15 protein-coding genes are annotated in these 19,184 nt (G+C 55.1%); 7 read left to right on the top strand and 8 right to left on the bottom strand.

Annotation, left to right across the window (positions count from 1 at the left end; genetic code table 11):
• Positions 1-36: 36 nt before the first annotated feature.
• Positions 37-711: a tetratricopeptide repeat protein gene (locus tag ACTF58_RS02860; protein WP_438990458.1), complete on the bottom strand. Its 675-nt coding sequence runs from the start codon at positions 709-711 to the stop codon at positions 37-39.
• Between the two features lie 258 nt (positions 712-969).
• On the opposite strand from ACTF58_RS02860, the gene ACTF58_RS02855 reads away from it, so the two are divergent.
• Positions 970-2,250, top strand: a complete 1,281-nt coding sequence (locus tag ACTF58_RS02855; RefSeq protein WP_438990457.1) for an efflux RND transporter periplasmic adaptor subunit — start codon at positions 970-972, stop codon at positions 2,248-2,250.
• The gene (locus ACTF58_RS02850) at positions 2,247-5,936 is read left to right on the top strand and encodes an efflux RND transporter permease subunit (protein ID WP_438990456.1); all 3,690 of its coding nucleotides are present in this window, start codon (positions 2,247-2,249) and stop codon (positions 5,934-5,936) included. The genes ACTF58_RS02855 and ACTF58_RS02850 overlap by 4 nt, the downstream gene beginning before the upstream one ends.
• Before the next feature lie 16 nt (positions 5,937-5,952).
• Here the strand turns inward: ACTF58_RS02850 and ACTF58_RS02845 are convergent, their stop codons facing one another.
• Together ACTF58_RS02845 and ACTF58_RS02840 are read right to left on the bottom strand one after the other, a co-directional pair.
• Entirely contained in the window at positions 5,953-7,752 is a 1,800-nt protein-coding gene (locus ACTF58_RS02845; protein WP_438990455.1) for an ABCB family ABC transporter ATP-binding protein/permease, read from the bottom strand.
• Between the two features lie 67 nt (positions 7,753-7,819).
• Positions 7,820-8,896: a LysM peptidoglycan-binding domain-containing protein gene (locus tag ACTF58_RS02840; RefSeq protein ID WP_438990454.1), complete on the bottom strand. Its 1,077-nt coding sequence runs from the start codon at positions 8,894-8,896 to the stop codon at positions 7,820-7,822.
• Between the two features lie 111 nt (positions 8,897-9,007).
• Between ACTF58_RS02840 and ACTF58_RS02835 the strand changes: the two genes are divergently transcribed.
• On the top strand, positions 9,008-9,559 hold the full coding sequence (locus ACTF58_RS02835) for a TIGR00730 family Rossman fold protein (protein ID WP_438990453.1): 552 nt from the start codon (positions 9,008-9,010) through the stop codon (positions 9,557-9,559).
• On the opposite strand, the gene rarD is transcribed toward ACTF58_RS02835, so the two are convergent.
• Positions 9,535-10,419 carry an EamA family transporter RarD gene (gene rarD, locus ACTF58_RS02830; protein WP_438990452.1) on the bottom strand — a complete coding sequence of 295 codons (885 nt, stop codon included), beginning with the start codon at positions 10,417-10,419 and terminating at the stop codon, positions 9,535-9,537. The genes ACTF58_RS02835 and rarD overlap by 25 nt on opposite strands.
• A 127-nt stretch (positions 10,420-10,546) precedes the next feature.
• On the opposite strand from rarD, the gene ACTF58_RS02825 reads away from it, so the two are divergent.
• The 3 genes from ACTF58_RS02825 to ilvN all read left to right on the top strand — a co-directional run bounded on the left by ACTF58_RS02825 (position 10,547) and on the right by ilvN (position 14,072).
• On the top strand, positions 10,547-11,374 hold the full coding sequence (locus tag ACTF58_RS02825) for an arginyltransferase (RefSeq protein WP_438990451.1): 828 nt from the start codon (positions 10,547-10,549) through the stop codon (positions 11,372-11,374).
• A gap of 343 nt (positions 11,375-11,717) precedes the next feature.
• Positions 11,718-13,472, top strand: a complete 1,755-nt coding sequence (locus tag ACTF58_RS02820) for an acetolactate synthase 3 large subunit (RefSeq protein WP_438990450.1) — start codon at positions 11,718-11,720, stop codon at positions 13,470-13,472.
• Between the two features lie 30 nt (positions 13,473-13,502).
• Entirely contained in the window at positions 13,503-14,072 is a 570-nt protein-coding gene (gene ilvN, locus ACTF58_RS02815) for an acetolactate synthase small subunit (protein WP_438990449.1), read from the top strand.
• Positions 14,073-14,096: 24 nt separating this feature from the next.
• Here ilvN and ACTF58_RS02810 read toward each other — a convergent pair whose 3' ends face one another.
• On the bottom strand, positions 14,097-14,435 hold the full coding sequence (locus ACTF58_RS02810; protein ID WP_438990448.1) for a hypothetical protein: 339 nt from the start codon (positions 14,433-14,435) through the stop codon (positions 14,097-14,099).
• 314 nt (positions 14,436-14,749) lie between these two features.
• Between ACTF58_RS02810 and ACTF58_RS02805 the strand changes: the two genes are divergently transcribed.
• The gene (locus ACTF58_RS02805) at positions 14,750-15,496 is read left to right on the top strand and encodes a helix-turn-helix domain-containing protein (protein ID WP_438990580.1); all 747 of its coding nucleotides are present in this window, start codon (positions 14,750-14,752) and stop codon (positions 15,494-15,496) included.
• Here ACTF58_RS02805 and ACTF58_RS02800 read toward each other — a convergent pair.
• From ACTF58_RS02800 to prfB, 3 genes are all read right to left on the bottom strand, one after another.
• Positions 15,493-16,263 carry a DUF2189 domain-containing protein gene (locus ACTF58_RS02800; protein WP_438990447.1) on the bottom strand — a complete coding sequence of 257 codons (771 nt, stop codon included), beginning with the start codon at positions 16,261-16,263 and terminating at the stop codon, positions 15,493-15,495. The two genes, ACTF58_RS02805 and ACTF58_RS02800, sit on opposite strands and share 4 nt — an antisense overlap.
• Before the next feature lie 139 nt (positions 16,264-16,402).
• The gene (locus tag ACTF58_RS02795) at positions 16,403-17,815 is read right to left on the bottom strand and encodes an amidase (protein ID WP_438990446.1); all 1,413 of its coding nucleotides are present in this window, start codon (positions 17,813-17,815) and stop codon (positions 16,403-16,405) included.
• Positions 17,816-18,028: 213 nt separating this feature from the next.
• Positions 18,029-19,156, bottom strand: a complete 1,128-nt coding sequence (gene prfB / locus ACTF58_RS02790; protein ID WP_438990445.1) for a peptide chain release factor 2 — start codon at positions 19,154-19,156, stop codon at positions 18,029-18,031.
• Positions 19,157-19,184: the final 28 nt, after the last annotated feature.

Genomic DNA, 19,184 nt, shown 5'->3' with positions numbered 1-19,184 from the left:
GTTCACCCTCTGGCCTTTTTCAGGCGTCTAAGCCCATTACTCGCTTTGCACGTCCGCCAAGTCAGGAACAGTGCCTCCAAGCGCAACAATGAGCTGCGTCGCCCGGCGGCGCAACCCTGCCGTGGCCTGCTCATTCTGAACGATGCGCGTCAATGCCGCAATCGCTTCTTGCGTATTACCTTGCTCGATCAAGATCAAAGCAAGCTGTTCTTCTGCCAGAATTTGAAGGTTCGGATTGCCCCCCATCAGCGCTTCATAGCCCGCCTGACGGTCACTCAAATCCAGATCATCGGCCTGCAAAGACAAAAGCTTGAAGCTCGCGACCTGACGGTAAATAATCGGAGCCTCACTGTCATCTGACACCGACTGAAGCACCTGCTTCGCCGCTTCCAAATTGCCTGCTTCGATTTGTTCTTTGGATTGGAGCAGCCCCAAAAGAGACTGCGCACCAGCGCCACTCGCGCTGACTGTCGCCAAAGCTGCCGCACGCGCCTCAGGATCATCATTGTCCAACGCGCTCAGAATAGCATCGCCAAAAGCTTGCGTCTGGGCCGTAATCTGCGCCTTGCGATATTCGTTGAAAGCCGCGCCCCCAACAATCACCAGCACAGCACATATGACGATCCAGCCATACCGCTTCATCCAGGCAAACAGCCTGTCTCGACGGACTTCTTCCGTCACTTCCTCAATAAAACTATCGGTATCGCTCACGCCTTGGCCCTCATGCTTTTGATCCTCTTACAGCCTTGGCTGCCCAGTGCCAAGACCTGCCGTCACGTGGCACATATCCTACGCCCCTCTCCGCCCGAAGCAGAAGCAGCCCCCGCCCGCGCAGACACACCAGCAGACACACCAACAGGCCCAAACTAAACTAGACAGTTTAGCAAAACTGATCTATCCAAACTCTGGGGTCGTATACCCAATCAAAGGGCTAAAATATAAGCCATCTACCTAACAAAGAGGCGCGCAATGCGGTTAGTCCCAATTCTGACAGCCATTCTGGTCACTGTCTTTCTATTCTTTCTCGTCGTTCAACGAGAGGCCCTTTTGAGCTTTGCAAAAGGCACAGATGCAACAGAGACAGAAACAAGCCCGTCAGCCTCTCAGGATGTGGTCGAAGACGACGATGCACGCCAGCGCGTGGGGGTAATTGCCATTCGCTCCATGGCTCAAGAAATAGACAGCGCCATCATTTTGCGCGGCCAAACAGAAGCCGCCCGCGATGTTGATGTCCGCTCCGAAACATCAGGATTGGTGGTTTCCGAACCTCTGCGCAAAGGCACCTTTGTCGAACAAGGCGAAATCCTGTGCCAGCTCGACGCAGGCACCCGCAGATCAAGCCTCGCCGAAGCCCAAGCGCGTCTGGCCGAAGCCCGCTCCCGCATTCCCCAGACAGAAGCACAAGTTCCTCGCGCCGCCGCGCAGCTTGAACAAGCCAAGGCCCAGCTCGAAGAAGCCCAAATCAATGACAATGCCGCCCGCAAACTCTCCAAAGGCGGCTTTGCCTCGGATTCGCGCGTGGCTGCCACAGCTGCGGCAGTGCGCGGCGCAGAAGCCGCGGTAAAGTCTGCCGAAGCCGCTTTAAAAACGGCTCAGTCAGGAATGCTTGGCGTTCAAGCGGCGATAGAATCCGCCCAAGCCAACGTCGCCGCATCAGAAAAAGAAATATCCCGCCTCGAGATCAAAGCGCCGTTCAAAGGCCTGCTTGAAAGCGATACGGCAGAGCTCGGCTCGCTTATTCAACCGGGCGGCGCCTGCGCCACTGTGATTCAGCTTGACCCGATCAAGCTTGTCGGCTTCGTGCCAGAGGCACAGGTCAACCGTGTCAAAGTCGGCGCAAAAGCTGGTGGCCGCCTCACAACAGGGCAATTGCTCACGGGAACAGTCAGCTTCCTTGGCCGCAGCGCCGACCAGCTCACCCGAACCTTTCGTGTCGAAATTGAAGTTCCAAACCCTGAGCTGACAATCCGCGACGGCCAAACCGCCGAAATCCTGATTGGTGCCGAGGGGCGCACCGCGCATCTGGTCCCGCAATCCGCTCTGACCCTGAATGACAGCGGCCTCTTGGGCGTGCGCCTTGTGGACGAGAAGATGAACGCCCAGTTTCAAGAGGTCACGCTCTTGCGCGACGACACAAAGGGCGTTTGGCTGACAGGGCTGCCCGAGCAAGCCGACATTATCATCATCGGTCAGGAATATGTCATTCAGGGTGTGCCTGTCGCGCCTGAGTATCAGGATATCGCACAATGACAGGTTTGGTTGACTGGGCCGCATCCCGCGCCCGAATGATTTTGGCGTTTATCGGCTTGTCTCTGCTGGTCGGCGGCTTCGCATACGCAAACCTGCCCAAAGAGGGCGAGCCCGACATTCAAATCCCGGGGCTGTTTGTCTCTGTGCCCTTCCCCGGCATCTCGGCAAGTGATAGCGAGACACTGCTTGTCAAAGTGATCGAAACCGAGGTGGCCGATCTGGACGGGCTAAAGTCCATGTCATCCACCGCCGCAGAAAACTATGCTGGTGTCTTCCTCGAGTTTGAATTTGGCTGGGACAAATCAGCCGTCATGGCCGATGTCCGCGAAGCCATGAACGCCGCCGAAGCAGCCTTTCCTGACGGAGCCGAAAAATACTCGATCAACGAGATCAACTTTTCCGAATTTCCCGTCCTGATCATCAATCTGACCGGAGATGTGCCCGAGCGCACCATGTCGCGCGTGGCCGAAGACCTAAAGGACAAAATCGAGAGCTTGGACGCCGTGCTTGAGGCAGGCATTGCCGGCAAGCGTGATGAAATGCTTGAAGTCCTGATCGACCCGCTCAAGCTTGAGGCCTATAACGTAACCGCAGGCGAGCTGATCAACGTTGTGCGCAACAACAACCAGCTGATCGCAGCGGGCGAAGTGGAAAGCGCCACGGGAGCTTTTGCAGTCAAAATCCCGTCGAGCTTTGATGAACCACAAGATATTTACAGCCTGCCCGTTAAGGTCAATGGCGACCGTATCGTCACTTTGGGCGATCTTGCCGAAATCCGTCTGACCTTTGAAGACAGACTGGGAACCGCGCGCTTTAACGGCGAAACCACGGTGGCACTTCAGGTGGTCAAACGCAAAGGCTTCAATCTTCTGGATATGGCCGACGCTGTCAAAGCCGTGGTCAAAGAGGCCAATGCAGACTGGCCGCCCGAACTGCAATCAGCCGTCTATGTCGGAACCTCCAATGACCAATCCCGCGTGGTTGGCTCAATGATTTCACAGCTGGAAGGCTCGGTTCTAACAGCAATTGCGCTGGTTATGATTGTGATCCTCGCCGCTCTGGGCGTGCGCCCGGCCTTGCTTGTCGGCTTCGCCATTCCAACATCATTCCTGCTCTGCTTTGCGCTTCTGGCGTTGATGGGTGTGACGATTTCCAACATTGTTATGTTCGGTCTTATTCTGGCCGTGGGTATGTTGGTGGATGGCGCCATTGTTGTGGTTGAATATGCTGACAAACGTATTTCCGAAGGCACAGGTCCGATGCACGCCTATGTCGAGGCCGCCAAGCGGATGTTCTGGCCTGTTGTCAGTTCGACGGCCACAACTCTCTGTGCCTTTTTGCCGATGCTGTTCTGGCCCGGTGTGCCGGGGCAATTCATGGGAATGCTGCCTGTCACGCTGATCTTTGTTTTGTCAGCCTCCTTGGTTGTGGCCTTGATCTACCTCCCCGTCATGGGCGGCGTCACAGGCCGCATGAGCCGCCTGTTCGGGCACACGTCCGACAAACTGCGCGCCGCAGCGCCATGGTGGCTTCGGGCCGCCTTGGTTGTCCCCTCGCTTTACATGGTGTTTCTGGGGGCCATGCAAACGCTCAACCCGGGCTATCTCTTTGGCGGCAGCCCTGTGGCGTCTGGGGTGATGTCACTCCTGCCAGGGATCGTCCTCTTTATGCTGGGCTGCTTTGCCGCCTCGGTCACACTGGGCGCGGCCCAAGTCACGTGGAAGAAGAAAGCCGTCGTCGCAGGGCGAAGGCGCACATATTTCGGCCAGTTCATTCATTTGATAACAGGCAACCCGATCATGCCCGTCGTGTCTGTGGCGGCCGTATTTTTCTTCGTGATGTCCGTTTTTGGCTATTACGGAGCCAACAACAACGGCACAGAATTCTTCGTCGAATCCGAGCCCGAAATGGCCATTGTCTATGTCCGCGCCAGAGGCAACCTGTCTCTGGAGCAAAAAGACACCCTGATCAAACGCGCCGAGCAAATTGTGCTCGCCCACCCTGGTGTGGACAATGCGTTTTCCTTTGCGGGCGACAGCGGCCTCAACACCAACACAGGCGGCGCCCAGCCCCCGAAGGATACGATCGGTCAAATCCAGTTTGAAACAATCCCATGGGAAGACCGTCGCGAGCGCCCCGATCTTGACGGCGATCTGGTTTTGGACGAGCTGACCGCACAGCTATCCGCCCTCCCCGGCACAAAGATCGAAATCCTCGCCGCGTCGCGCGGCCCTGCCTCGGCCAAGCCGGTTCATTTGCGGCTGAAGTCCGATGACTGGGAGACCCTGATCAAGGCCACGTCTCTGGTTCGGGAAAAGTTTGACGAAACAGCAGGCCTGACGCTGCAAGAAGACACACTCCCCCTCCCCGGGATCGACTGGCAACTGGATGTCGACGTTCAAGAAGCGGGCCGTTACGGGGCCGACGTGCAAACCATTGGCGGCATGATCCAGCTCGTCACCCGTGGCATTCTTCTGGACACAATGCGCGTCGACAGCTCTGATGAAGAGATCGAGATCCGTGTTCGCCTGCCCGAGCAAGACCGCGTCTTAAGCACGCTAGACACCCTCAAGCTGCGCACCAAAGACGGGTTGATCCCTCTGTCAAACTTCCTGACACGCAAACCCGTTGCCAAACTCGCCGAAATCAACCGCTCTGACCAGATGCGCTATTTTGATGTGAAAGCAGGCGTCGCCAGCGCCACGATGCTCCTGACAAACGCCGAGACAGGCGAGACGCGTCTTATCCCTGCGGCACAGTGGTCTGACGACGAAGAGCTACAAGTCAAAAGCAAAAGAGAAGGGTTCGCAGCCCTCCCCCTGACACCAGCCAACAGAATAGAAGCCCTCACAGACTGGCTCAATGACACCCCGCTTCCCGACGGCGTCGCATGGGAATGGACCGGCGATCAGGAAGACGAAGCCGAAAGCCAAGCCTTCCTCGGCTCTGCCTTTATGGGCGCCCTTGGCCTGATGTTCATCATTTTGCTGGCCCAGTTCAACAGCGTCTATAACTCTGTTCTCGTTCTCTTGGCGGTGGTTCTGTCCACAGCAGGCGTGCTCATCGGGATGTTGGTGATGGATCAGACGTTCTCGATCATCATGACAGGCACAGGTATCGTCGCCTTGGCAGGGATCGTTGTGAACAACAATATTGTTCTGATTGATACCTATCAGGAGTATTCCTCTTATATGCCGCGCGTCGAAGCCATCGTGCGCACCGCAGAAGACCGCATCCGCCCCGTTCTCCTCACCACCATAACAACAATGGCGGGCCTCGCGCCCATGATGTTCGGCCTGAGCCTTGATTTTATCAATGGCGGCTACTCGATTGATAGCCCGACAGCGCTCTGGTGGAAGCAACTGGCAACAGCGGTCGTCTTCGGCCTTGGCATTGCCACAGTGCTCACGCTTGTTTTCACGCCCTCCATGCTCGCCTTGCGTGTCTGGATCTCGACCTATCTGAGCTGGGCCGCCCGCGCCCTCGCAGCCCTCTCCCTCGGCAGCGCAAGCCGCGTTGCGCGCGACATGGCTCTGCAAACAGCAGTGCGGCGCATAGCCCCGCCAGAAATCATCTGGGACAGGGTCGATGACGCCGCCCAGACAGCCGAGCCCGAAGCAGAAGAGCCAGACGCAGAAGAGCCGTCAGGCAGCCTCAAAAGCGCCAACATAAAGGCCGCCGAATAAAGCAGACGAGGACGCCTTAGGCGGCGTCCTCGTCACTGCTTTGGCGCGCCCAAAGGCTCGCATAACGCCCCTTACGGTGAAGGAGGGCCTCATGCGTGCCCTGCTCGGCGACTTCGCCATCTTCCAGAACAACAATCACATCCGCATCCGCAATCGTCGACAAACGGTGTGCAATCGTAATAACCGTGCGCCCCTCACCGGCCTGTCGCAAGGCAGACTGGATTTCGCGCTCGGTCTCGGTATCTAGCGCTGACGTGGCTTCATCCAGCAACAAAACAGGCGGGTCTTTGAGCAAGGTCCGCGCAATCCCGACCCGCTGCTTCTCGCCGCCCGACAGCTTTAGCCCACGCTCGCCGACTGCCGTGTCATAGCCGTTGGACAAAGCCGAAATAAAATCATGGATTTGGGCGGCTTTCGCAGCGGCAATAATCTCCTCCTCCGTCGCACCATCCCGCCCGTAGGCGATATTGTAGCGGATCGTATCGTTGAACAGGACCGTATCTTGTGGCACCACACCAATGATGCCATGCAAGCTTTCTTGCGTCACATCGCGCACATCTTGCCCGTCAATTGTCACGCTGCCACGGGACACATCATAAAAGCGAAACAACAAGCGCCCGATGGTCGACTTGCCAGACCCCGACGGCCCGACAATCGCCACAGTCGCCCCCGCATCAACTTGCAAGCTCACCCCTTTCAAGATCGGACGCGCCGCATCATATCCGAAAAACACATCCTCAAGCACAACCGTGCCGCCTGACACTTTGATGTCTTTGGCATTGGCCCCGTCTTGGATTTCGGCAGGCTGGCCGAGCAAATCAAACATCTCGCCCATATCCACAAGACTTTGGCGAATCTCGCGGTAAACCGTGCCCAAAAAGTTCAAAGGCAAGGTGATCTGGATCATATAGGCGTTCACCATAACAAAGTCGCCCACGGTCAGATCGCCCCGCTGCACACCCAACGCCGCCATGACCATCACTGCAATCAAGCCACAGGTGATCAAAAGCGCTTGCCCGAAGTTCAAAAAAGCGAGCGATGAGGCGGTCTTGATCGCGGCCGTTTCATAACCCGCCATGGCCTCATCATAGCGCGCGCCTTCACGTCGCTCCGCGCCGAAATATTTGACTGTTTCAAAATTCAACAGGCTATCAATCGCCTTTTGATTGGCATCAGTATCGCGATCGTTCATCTCGCGGCGCAACTTCACCCGCCACTCTGTCACCGTGAAGGTAAACCAGACATAAAGCGAAATTGTCCCGACCACGACAGCGAGATACCAAACATCAAACAAGAAAAAGAATATGCCCGCCACAAGCGCCAATTCGAGAATGAGCGGCCCAACAGAGAACAGCAAAAACCGCAACAAGAAATCAACGCCCTTAACACCGCGCTCGATAATACGGCTCAAGCCGCCGGTTTTACGCGTGATGTGATAGCGCATCGAAAGTCTGTGAATATGAGTGAAGGTTTCCAGCGCAAGCTGGCGCAAAGCCCTCTGCGCCACAGCTGCAAACACTCCGTCCCTGAGCTGTTGAAATCCCGCCGCAAAAATCCGCGCCATACCATAGGCAACCGTGAGCCCCACAGCGCCAAGCATCAGATCAGACAGCCCATCACCCGACAGGGCATTGACAGCATCGCGATAGATAACGGGGGTATAAACCGCAATCACCTTGGAGAGCAGCAGCGCAGCCATGGCGATCAAAACACGGCGCTTGACCCAGCTTTCACCCTCAGGCCAAAGATAGGGGGTGACACGCTTGATCGTGCGCCAGCCAGACGCACGCTCTTGTTTTTCGATATCGCTGCTCATGCTTACCTTACCTCTCGCCTATAGCGGCGCAGAGATAGTCCCCTTTCAAGCCGATTGCCAGCGGTCCTCACTCCGGAATGTCAAACACCTGACCGGGGAAAATGAGATCGGGGTCGCGGATCTGGTCTTTGTTGGCTTCATAAAGCTGAACATACAACTGACCTGTGCCATATCTGTTCTGTGCAATCGCCCAAAGCGTTGCCCCCGGCTGAACCGTAACAAGCGTTGCGCCGCCTTGCTGCACAAGATTGTCAGGCTCTTCGCGCTTGAACGGCGTCTCAACACGGCTTGTGACTTGTCCCGCCGCATCGACCTCATCGACGCGCAGGGTGTAAATCCCCGTTTCCACATCTGGCAAATCCGAGCGCCACTGCCCATTGGCTTCAATCCGGTCGGTTTTGATCGGACGGTTATCAAGATAGACCCGCACAAACCCCTCAGTGGTCGCCCGCCCCGAAAGCTGGACCTCGCCACTGTCAGAATAACTGATCGCATCCAGCGCAACCTGGCTCATCACATTTGGTGCCGCCGCAGCTTGCAAAACCGTGACGCCATCTTCTCCCGCCAAAAGCACAGCCACGGGCGTTTCGGTTGGCGTTTCGGCTGTCTCTTCACGTGCCATACTGCCTGCCATACTCTCAGCCACATACTCTGCCACACCGCTTATTTTAGCCTGAAGCGGGGCAATAATAATCGTATTTTGGCTTTCCTGCCCGCTGGTTTTTCCTCTCAAGCTCAGGACACGCGCGTTTGAATCAGCGGAAAGCTCAGCAAAAGCAACAAATTCTCCCGTTGTGCCCGCCTGCACTTCCAACAAGACCGAACCATCCAGAAGCACTTCAACAATCTCCCCCGGCAAGGCCGCCCCCGCAATCAAGGTCTGCCCATCCGGCTCAACCCGAGCAACATCAAACTTAGGCGCAAGCCCGCTTGAAACTGTATTGGAAACAGCATCCTCCTCGGCTTTGATGTCAGGCTGGGGCTGATCATTGGGCTTGATCACAAATTCTAGTTTCGGCTCAGGCTCAGCCTTAAAAAACTGGTCTTTATAAACAATGCCAATCCCCGTGAGCCCCAAAACCACAGCCACAGTTGCGGCCAGCGCAGCCCCATTACTCGCCATAAAACCTGATAGTTTGCTCATGGAAGTCCCCAATATTCCTTGCCGCGCATCCTGCGGGTTGAGCGACCATAGCAAGATGGGTAAGAGTGGTCAAAAGAAGTCCGTTAACAAGCTCTTAAAAGTGAGGCCGCCATGCAAAACCGCTCTGTCTGTGTCTATTGTGGCTCACGAGAAGGAAAATCTCCTGCCTATAGTGAAGCCGCCAATGCCCTTGGAGCGGCTCTGGCAGAGGAAGACTGGCGGCTGGTTTACGGGGCGGGTGACATCGGCCTGATGGGAGCCGTGGCGCGCAGCGCCCAAAATGCAGGCGGCAACACATTTGGTGTTATTCCAACCCACCTGCTCAAAAAAGAAGTCGGAAAAGTCGATCTCACACAGTTCATCGTGACTGAAAATATGCATGAGCGCAAAAAAGTCATGTTTATGAATGCTGACGCAATCATTGTTTTGCCTGGTGGCGCTGGCTCGCTTGACGAGTTTTTCGAAGTCCTCACATGGGCACAATTGGATCTCCACACAAAACCAATCCTCTTACTCAACACTGAAAACTACTGGGGCCCTCTGATTGCCCTGATTGATCACGTGATAGATGAAGGCTTTGCAGATCCAAGCCTCAAAAAGCTATACACAGTTTGCAAAAGCGTAAACGAAGCGACCGCTTATTTGCGGCGCGCCTTCTCCTGAGCCAGACTTGAGGCCGAATAAAGCGCCAAGCCGACCCAGATCAGCCCAAAGGCAAGACCGTGCCAAAACCCGAAGGGTTCGCCAAAGATGACCACCGCACAAATAAACTGGGCGGTTGGGTTTATGTATTGAAGCACTCCAACGGTAGAGAGCCTGTTACGCTGTGTTGCGTATGAAAACAGAATAAGGGGTGTCGCCGTTAATACGCCAGAGAAGATAAGCATGATGTTTTCCCAAGCCGCTGTCCCGAAATGTCCCTGTCCCTGCGTATGCACAACTGCCAAGACCGCAAGCGCAACAGGCACCAGCAAAGCGACCTCCCCTGTCACAGAAACAACTGGCCCCGCAGTCAGGCGCTTTTTGACCAACCCATAGAGTCCGAAAGACCCCGCCACCAACAGAGAAATCCAAGGCGCAACACCCAGGCCATAACTCAGAAGTGCGACAGCCACAGCCGCCAAGCATACGGCTCCCCATTGCAGACGCGTCAACGCCTCGCCAAAGACAGCACGGCCGAGCAAAACGGCGACAAGCGGAAAAATATAATAGCCCATTGCAGCCTCAACGGCATAACCCGCCTGAATTGAGAATATAAACGCAAACCAATTTGTTGAAATCATGACCGCGGCCACCCCCACGATCAAAACACTCTTGCGCGTTGAAAACAAAGCGAACAATGCCGAAACACGGCCTTGCAAAGTAAGAATCGCGGCAAAAATTACAAAAGACCAAATCGTGCGATGTGCGAGGATTTCAATCGGCGGGATATGGGACAATATTTTGTAATACAGCGGGGAAAACCCCCATATCAAACAGGCAACAATCATTGCCAGAACGCCTTTTGCACTTTCGGTCTTCATGTTGTATTTTGTGCTTTCTTGGACTGGCTTTATATTTTGTTTATTAATTAAGCTTAACCAGATTCAATTCTTGGCGAATTTTCAACTCGTTGTTATCGTTTGCACAGATCATACAGGACACTGGTAAATGCGACACACTTTGCCGTTTGCGCCCCAATTTTATGTGACGGCGCCCCAGCCTTGCCCTTATCTGGCAGACAGGATGGAGCGCAAGTTGTTTACATCTCTTCAGGGCGAGAGCGCCCAACAGCTCAATGACGGCCTGTCCCGTCAGGGATTTCGCCGCTCTCAAAATGTCTTGTATCGCCCCTCATGCGCAGATTGTGCCGCGTGCTTGTCAGCCCGCATCATCACGGCTGACTTCAAGCCCAGTAAAAGCCAGAAGCGCGTCCTAAAGCGTAACCAGCGCCTTGAACGCCGCGTCAGCTCGCCATGGGCCACAGAGGACCAATACGAGCTTTTTCGACGTTACCTCGACAGCAGGCATTCAGATGGCGGCATGGCCGATATGGACGTCTTCGAATTTGCAGCCATGATTGAGGAAACACCTATTCGCTCGCGTGTGATCGAATATGTTGACCAAGACACCAAACAGCTTGTGGCCGTTTGTCTGACAGACGTCTTAAAAGACGGCATCTCGATGGTGTATTCGTTTTTTGACCCTGACTATGAAAAACACTCCTTGGGAACATATATCATTCTGGATCATATTGAGATCGCCCGATCAAGCGACTTGCCATATGTTTACTTGGGGTATTGGGTCCCTGGCAGTCCAAAGATGGGCTACAAGGCCAATTTTGCGGCCTTGGAAATCTTCAAACAAAATGAGTGGCGCCCGATTGGCACCGCCTCAGAGCACGAAGTGGACACACACCCGCTCTCGACCGCGCCCATCGCAGAGCAGGTTGCAAATATTTCATTGCCCGATCTACAAGCTCACCGCCACAAGCCATAATTCAAGCGCTCGTTTTTGCACCCCTGACGCCATCAAGTGGCGTTGGATGCCGCATATCGTCGCGGTTTTTCGATTTTCTGTCAAAATAAGGGCGCAAAACGCAACTATTGAACAAAAAACCCGCCCTCAGAGTTCGATTATTCGGGTTTTGGCGGTTGACGCCTCAAGCCAGCACTTCTAAGGTCTCGCAAACGCAGCAAAAGGCACCCAGCATGGTAGAGCTAGTGGTCATCGTGAGAAAAAGGCGCATGGGCCGGTAACGGACACCCTTAGGTAACCCCATGCGCCCCCGAAAATCGGGGGCTTTTTTATGCGTATAACGAAGTTGGAATGGAGCTTAGATATGTCACGTCAAATGACCGGCGCAAAAATGATCGTAGAATGCCTGAAGGATCAGGGCGTAGAGGTTGTGTTTGGCTACCCTGGTGGGGCAGTTTTGCCAATTTATGACGAAGTATTCCAACAAAACGGCATTCGCCACGTCCTTGTGCGCCATGAACAGGGCGCTGTGCACGCCGCTGAGGGCTACGCCCGTTCAACTGGCAAGCCAGGTGTTGTGCTGGTGACATCTGGCCCGGGAGCAACCAACGCGGTAACCGGTCTAACCGATGCTTTGCTTGATTCAATTCCGATTGTCGTGCTGACAGGCCAAGTCCCAACATTTATGATCGGAACTGACGCCTTTCAGGAAGCAGACACCGTCGGCATCACTCGCCCCTGCACCAAGCACAACTGGCTTGTGCAAGATACGGCCTCTCTTTCGGCGACTGTGCATGAAGCCTTTCATGTCGCAACCTCGGGGCGTCCCGGTCCTGTTCTGATTGATATTCCAAAGGATGTGCAGTTTGCCTCTGGCGAATACACCCCCAAACACAAAGCCAAGGTGAGCCGGTACCAGCCGCCCGTGAAGGGCGACATGACCTCTATCGAAGAGCTTGTCGACGCCATCGAAAAAGCAGAAAAGCCTGTATTTTACACAGGCGGCGGAGTGATAAACTCTGGCCCCGCTGCAAGCCAGCTTTTGCGCGAACTTGTCGACGCCACAGGCTTTCCGATCACGTCGACCCTCATGGGCCTTGGCGCCTATCCTGCGTCAGGCGAAAAATGGCTCGGAATGCTCGGAATGCACGGGCTTTATGAAGCCAACATGGCGATGCATGGGTGTGATCTGATGATCAACATCGGCGCGCGCTTTGATGACCGCATCACTGGCCGTCTAGATGCCTTCAGCCCCAATTCCAAAAAAGCACATATCGACATTGATCCCTCCTCGATCAACAAAGTTATTCGTGTCGACATACCGATCGTTGGAGATGTGGGTCACGTTCTGGAAGACATTCTAAAAGTCTGGAAGGCACGTGGACGCAAAACAAACCGTCCGGCTCTTGAGAAATGGTGGGGCAAAATAAATGACTGGCGCAAAGTAGATTGCCTCAAGTTCGAGCAGACAGGGTCTGTCATCAAGCCACAACACGCGCTTGCCCGACTTGAGGCTCTGACAAAAGATCATGACCGCTACATTTGCACAGAGGTTGGCCAACACCAGATGTGGGCTGCGCAATATCTCGGCTTTGAGGACCCCAACCGCTGGATGACCTCAGGCGGCCTCGGCACAATGGGATACGGGTTTCCTGCTTCAATCGGTGTCCAAATGGCACACCCTGATAGTCTGGTCATCAATGTTGCAGGCGAAGCAAGCTGGTTGATGAATATGCAAGAGATGGGCACAGCCATTCAGTTCCGCCTACCTGTGAAGCAATTTATCCTGAACAATGAACGCCTTGGCATGGTTCGCCAATGGCAGGAACTGCTACATGGCGAGCGCTATTCGCACTCTTGGAGCGAAGCACTGCCTGATTTTGTGAAGCTCGCCGAAGCGTTTGGAGCCAAAGGCATTCGCGTTGATAACCCTGAAGATCTTGATGAGGCCATCAAGGAAATGATCGCCTATGACGGCCCTGTCATTCTCGACTGCCTTGTGGAGAAGCATGAAAACTGCTTCCCGATGATCCCGTCAGGCGAGCCGCATAACAAAATGCTCCTTGGGCAGGCCAGCACCAAAGACGCCATCAGCACAAGCGGCGCTGTGCTCGTTTGAGCCGCGCACCCAGCGAAAGAAGGAAGCACTATGTCTGCTCTCAATATTAAAAAAGGCTCTAACAAGCACTCGGCTTACAACCTGCGGCCAACCTTCAGCGACCATGTTGAGTCGCACACTCTGGCTGTGGTTGTTGACAACGAAGCAGGCGTTCTGGCCCGCGTAATCGGGCTTTTCTCGGGGCGCGGTTACAATATCGAAAGCCTCACGGTGGCTGAAATCGACCATGAGGGGCACCGCTCGCGGATCACAATTGTGACAACAGGCACACCGCAGGTGATCGAGCAAATCAAAGCACAACTCGGACGGATCGTGCCGGTGCATGAGGTGCATGATCTGACTGTGGAAGGCGCCGCTGTTGAGCGCGAACTCGCCTTGCTCAAGGTGGAAGGCTCGGGCGAACGACGTGTCGAGGCCATGCGGCTGGCCGATATTTTCCGCGCCAACGTGGTCGATAGCACGTTGGAAAGCTTCGTGTTTGAGATCACTGGCACACCAGAAAAAATCGATGCGTTCAGCGAATTGATGCGCCCTCTTGGGCTATCAGAAGTGGCAAGAACGGGTGTGGCGGCTCTGGCCCGCGGGACCGTCAATTTCTAACGGGATCGAGCGGCTAAATCTGTTTCAAGCTGTCCGCAACGCAGGGAATTGCAATACATTACAGATACTTGTCTGCCGCTCCTTCAAATTTTGAGGGAGCGGTGACGAGACAGGGTCTGCCGTTGCTTTCAAGCGTTCGGCAATTGCTGGAGCGTGTTGCTCGGCAATCAGTTCTGGATTGCGCACAAGACGCAGCGTGGCACTTTCCAAGAGCTGAAATTCGATCAAATCGCCAGCGTCAAGAACAGGTCCGTCAAAGAGCGATGAGGCAGAGCCGCCATAATAGGCGAGATCGCCATGGTCTTCGCACCAGATCACAGCTTTTTGCTCGGCCTGATCACTCCAGAGGACAACACCATACATCGAAAACCCCAATCATAAAAAACACCCTTCGCAATTATAATTTTTAGAAAAAAAATTACAAAGCGGAACTCCATAAAGAGTGTCGTGCGCTTGATAATTGTGTCTTGCCTGAACCCATTTGACGCGAATTGGCGTCATGCTAGACGTGAAATCGCATCAGAGTGGTGCAGTTCATATTACTTTTTTCGAAAAATAAGCGTAAGATTGGATTCTGTTGATTGTGTTATCTTAAAGAGTAGAAGCCTGTGCCCCCATCGCGTTCTCCCAAAAACTCTGTTGATCCGGTCCAGCTCAGAGCTGTATTTGGAGATAACCTGAAAAAGTTAACATCTCCTTTCCCCTCCGTTGCGAGCCTCTGTCGCGAGCTGGGTATCAATCGCACACAGTTTAACCGATATCTTGCAGCCGAAAGCTTTCCAAGGCCCGATGTGCTGCATAAAATATGCACATTTTTCAATGTGGATGCGCGTATTCTGCTGGAACCTGTCGAGCAAATCACAAACAAGCCTGCCGATTTGTTTGGTCATCCCGCTGTTCAAAACTACCTTGGGAAAACGGTTGATCCTGTCACAGAAGACGAATTGCCAAACGGCTTCTACCGCTTTAGCAGGCCAAGCTTTGTGGAGGATGACAGGTTTGTTGTCGGGATGTTTTGGGTCTTTCGGGAAGACGGGCGTGCCTTTGTGCGCGGGTTCGAACTTCCAGAAGCAATGAACGATCAAGGGCTCTCAAGCACCACTTACAACCGAGAGTTCAGGGGCATAACACTCAAGCAAGAACAAGGGCTTGTGCTGATTGCTGCACGGCGGGGCGCAAGCACGTGTTCCTTCAGCTATCTTGCCCAAGCGCCTTCTTTTCATAACAATTTCTGGGAGGGATACGCGACCCGAACAGCAACCGAGAGCATAACGGGAAAGAGGGTTGTTCGCTTTGTTGTCGAACATATTCAAGGGGGTTGGAAAGAGGCCCTCAAAATGGCGCGCAATTCAGGGTTTTGCGATGTCAGCCAGCTGCCTGGGTATCATGCACGCCTCATGCGTCCAGGACAGGCCTTTCGCTAGGCGCGAGCTTGAGACGCTTGGTAAAGATGCCAACTTGCGTGCCCGAAAAGTGGCAAGACAAAGTAAAGTCCGAAGAAGGCTGGAAGCATTGCCAAAAACGTCATGACAGCGATGACGGCGCCCCAAAAAACCATTAAAATCAGGTTGTTCTGAACCGCAGTGAAACTGGCAATCATCGCGCTCACAAAGTCAACTTCACGGTCCAAGAGCATGGGCATTGCAAAGACGGTTATCATGAACAGCAAGAGCGCAAACAAAGCGCCAACGAGCGTTCCAACAGCGATCATGGTCAGCCCGTCAGAGCTTAGATAAACATCGAGCGAAGTGGAGACATTTGTCATCGTGGAGAGGCCGAGAAACAGCGCGAATATCATATGCGCGAGGAAGAACCAGAACAGGAAAACCATCAGAATTATAGCACAAAGCGAGGGCAGCTGACGCCGCGCCTGCCCCAGAACGACGCCAAAAATCTCTGAAAAAACAAGAGGTTCGCCGTATTCCAATCGATGACTGACTTCATAAAGAGCGACCGCTGTGAAGGGGCCGAAGAGGGGGAAGCCGACGGCGGCGAAGACCAGCCAATAGCTCTTGCCCGTCGCGAGAGTGACCCAGAGCAGCAAAAACCCGAAGGCAACACAAATACTCGCGACAACAAACCCGTAGAGGGGGGCGCGGCGCATATCGGACCACCCCTTGTAAAGCGCTGATTTCAAATCATAAAACGTAACCGACCCGAGGTCTGCAACACCCTGTTGTTTGAGTTTCATCTGTCTCTCCCCACCTCTATTATGACAGTCTAAGACCCAAAGGTGACATTCAAAAAGATGTTTGTTTCACTCATCTTTTGTGTAGGGCAGCCTATGGGGCAGCCTGTATGGCAAGCTATATGGACAGCGGTCAGCCCGATCAGGCCAGCGGCGGACGGTTTTCAGCGTAGCGATAGGCCTGATGCCAGCTTTCGCCGAGCTGCATCAGCGCAGCGTCACTGTTGCGCGGGCCAAAGAGCGACAGCCCCGCAGGCAACCCCTTCTCCCCCATCTGAAGCGGAATATTGATGCACGGCAGCCCAAGCAAGCCGACGGGTGTCACGATCTGCATCCAGCGGTGATAGGTGTCCATCCCCTGCCCCGCAATCTCCTCGGGGTAGGTCCATTCCACAGGGAACGGGTAAAGCTGTGTTGTCGGCAGCACGAGCGCATCAAAGCGCTCAAAGAGGCTGGCGCAGGTCTTGAACCATTGTGAACGGATAACAGAGGCGCGGTGCACATCCATCGCCGAGAAAGAGAGCCCCCGCTCGATCTCCCAAATCGCTTCGGGCTTGAGCTGGTCACGCTTGGCAGCGTCGTTGTAAAAGACAGACAACCCTCCCGCAATGGCCCAAGACCGCAGGGTGATCCAGCTCTCCCAGATCGCTTCGGCCGAAAACGGCGGCAGAACAGGCTCCACCGAAAGCCCAAGCGCTTCCAGTTCGGGAAGAGCCGCTTCGGAGTGGGCCATGAGGCCCGCTTCCATTGGAAACGCGCCACCCCAATCACCAAGCCAGCCAATCCGACGCCCTTTGACAGAGGCGTCGATGCCAGGCAGCGTCAGATCATAGCGCGCGCCATGCGGCTGACGCGGATCAGCGCCAGACTGGGTATCCAGCAGCGCTGCCATATCGCGCGGCGTGCGCGCCATCGGGCCAAGCGTGGCCAGCTGGTGCAGGAACGTGTCACCCTCGGTTTCGGAGGGCACACGGCCATATGTCGGGCGAAAGCCGTAAACGTTATTCCATGCGCCGGGGTTGCGCAGGCTACCCATCATGTCGGAGCCATCCGCAAGGGCGACCATGCGCGCTGCCAGAGCCGCCGCCGCTCCGCCAGACGAGCCACCCGCACTGCGCGACAGATCGTAAGGGTTGTGCGTGGCCCCGTGCACGGGATTGAACGTATGAGAGCCAAGGCCCCATTCGGGCGTATTGGTCTTGCCGATAATGATCGCGCCTGCGGCGCGCATCCGCGCCACGACCAGATCATCATTGGGGGCAATCGTTTTGGCGAACATCGGGTTGCCCATCGAGGTCGCAAGGCCCTTGGCATTGGCGAGATCTTTTACGGCGAGCGGAAGACCGTGCATCCAGCCTTTGCGCGGCGCGGCATCAGCGGCGCGGGCCTCGGCCATCAGATCATCTGCGGCCCGCAGCGAGACAATGGCATTCACCTCGGGATTGGTTTTTTCGATCTGACGCAAGGTTGCCTGCATCAGTTCGGCTGCACTGAGCTGCCCTTCGGCCATCGCCTGTGATTGGTCAAGGGCTGTCATATTTGTGATTTCACTCATCGCCGTATCCTTTTTCGCGCCTGGCATATGCTGGCGCGGGTTTGCGCCGAGTGCAAGGCGGATTGCACCGTTTCGCCTTGTGCTGCGCACAAGGCGACCAGCGTCTGGGGGCCAGCCCCCACACGCAGGTTTCAGTGGGGGCCAGCCCCCACACCCCCGGGATACTTAGGGAAAGAGGAAGACGGGGGCGGCTTTTTTGGGGGGGGTGCGGGGTCAGCTATCGCTTTGCGCTTCGGAGCGTGATTTGCCCGCCACATCCAAGGCCAGAGTGGCCGCCATGAGGCCATCAAGATCGCCGTCAAGGACGCCTTTTGTATCGGAGGTTTCGTAATTGGTGCGCAGGTCTTTGACCATTTGATAGGGCTGCAGCACATAGGAGCGGATCTGGTTGCCCCAGCCTGCATCGCCTTTGTTTTCGTGCATTTCATTGACCGCGGCGTTGCGGCGATCAAGCTCCATTTGGTAGAGGCGCGATTTTAGAGCCTTCATGGCAATATCGCGGTTCTGGTGCTGTGATTTCTCAGAACTTGTCACCACAATCCCTGTGGGAGCGTGTGTGATCCGCACCGCAGAATCAGTTGTGTTGACGTGCTGGCCGCCTGCTCCCGAGGAGCGGTAGGTATCAATACGGATGTCGGCCGGATTGACTTCGATCTCGATATTGTCATCGACCACGGGATAGACCCCCACCGAGGTAAAGGAGGTGTGGCGCTTGGCGGCGCTGTCAAAGGGCGAAATGCGCACAAGCCGGTGCACGCCACTTTCCGACTTCAGCCAGCCGTAAGCATTATGGCCCGAGATTTTATATGTGGCCGATTTGATGCCGGCTTCTTCGCCTGCACTTTCGGCCTGCAGCTCGACTTTATAGCCTTTCTTTTCGGCCCAGCGGACATACATCCGCGCGAGCATCGAGGCCCAGTCGCAACTCTCGGTGCCGCCTGCGCCCGAGTTGATCTCAAGGAAGGTGTCATTGGCATCGGCCTCGCCGTCCAGCAAAGCTTCGAGCTCTTTTTCAGCTGCCTTTTTCTTGAGAGATTTCAAGGCGTCTTCCGCCTCCTGAACAACATCACCGTCGTCTTCCATTTCGCCAAGCTCGATCAGTTCGATATTGTCGGACAGATCGGCAGCGATACGGTCATAGCTTTCCATCGCATCAACCAGCGACTGGCGCTCGCGCATCAGGGTCTGGGCGTTTTCGGGATTGTCCCAGAGGCTTGGATCTTCCACACGGGCATTGAACTCTTCGAGCCTGTGGGGGGCTGTCTCACGGTCCATCCGCTGGCCCAGAAGCGCCAGTGACTTTTCGATTTCGGCGACAATACCCTGAATTTCTGCGCGCATGGGGCTTCCTTGGATGACATTTCAGGCC

This window comes from Lentibacter sp., assembly GCF_965657785.1.
Lineage (GTDB): Bacteria > Pseudomonadota > Alphaproteobacteria > Rhodobacterales > Rhodobacteraceae > Lentibacter.
This window is presented reverse-complemented; position numbering and strand designations above follow the sequence as displayed.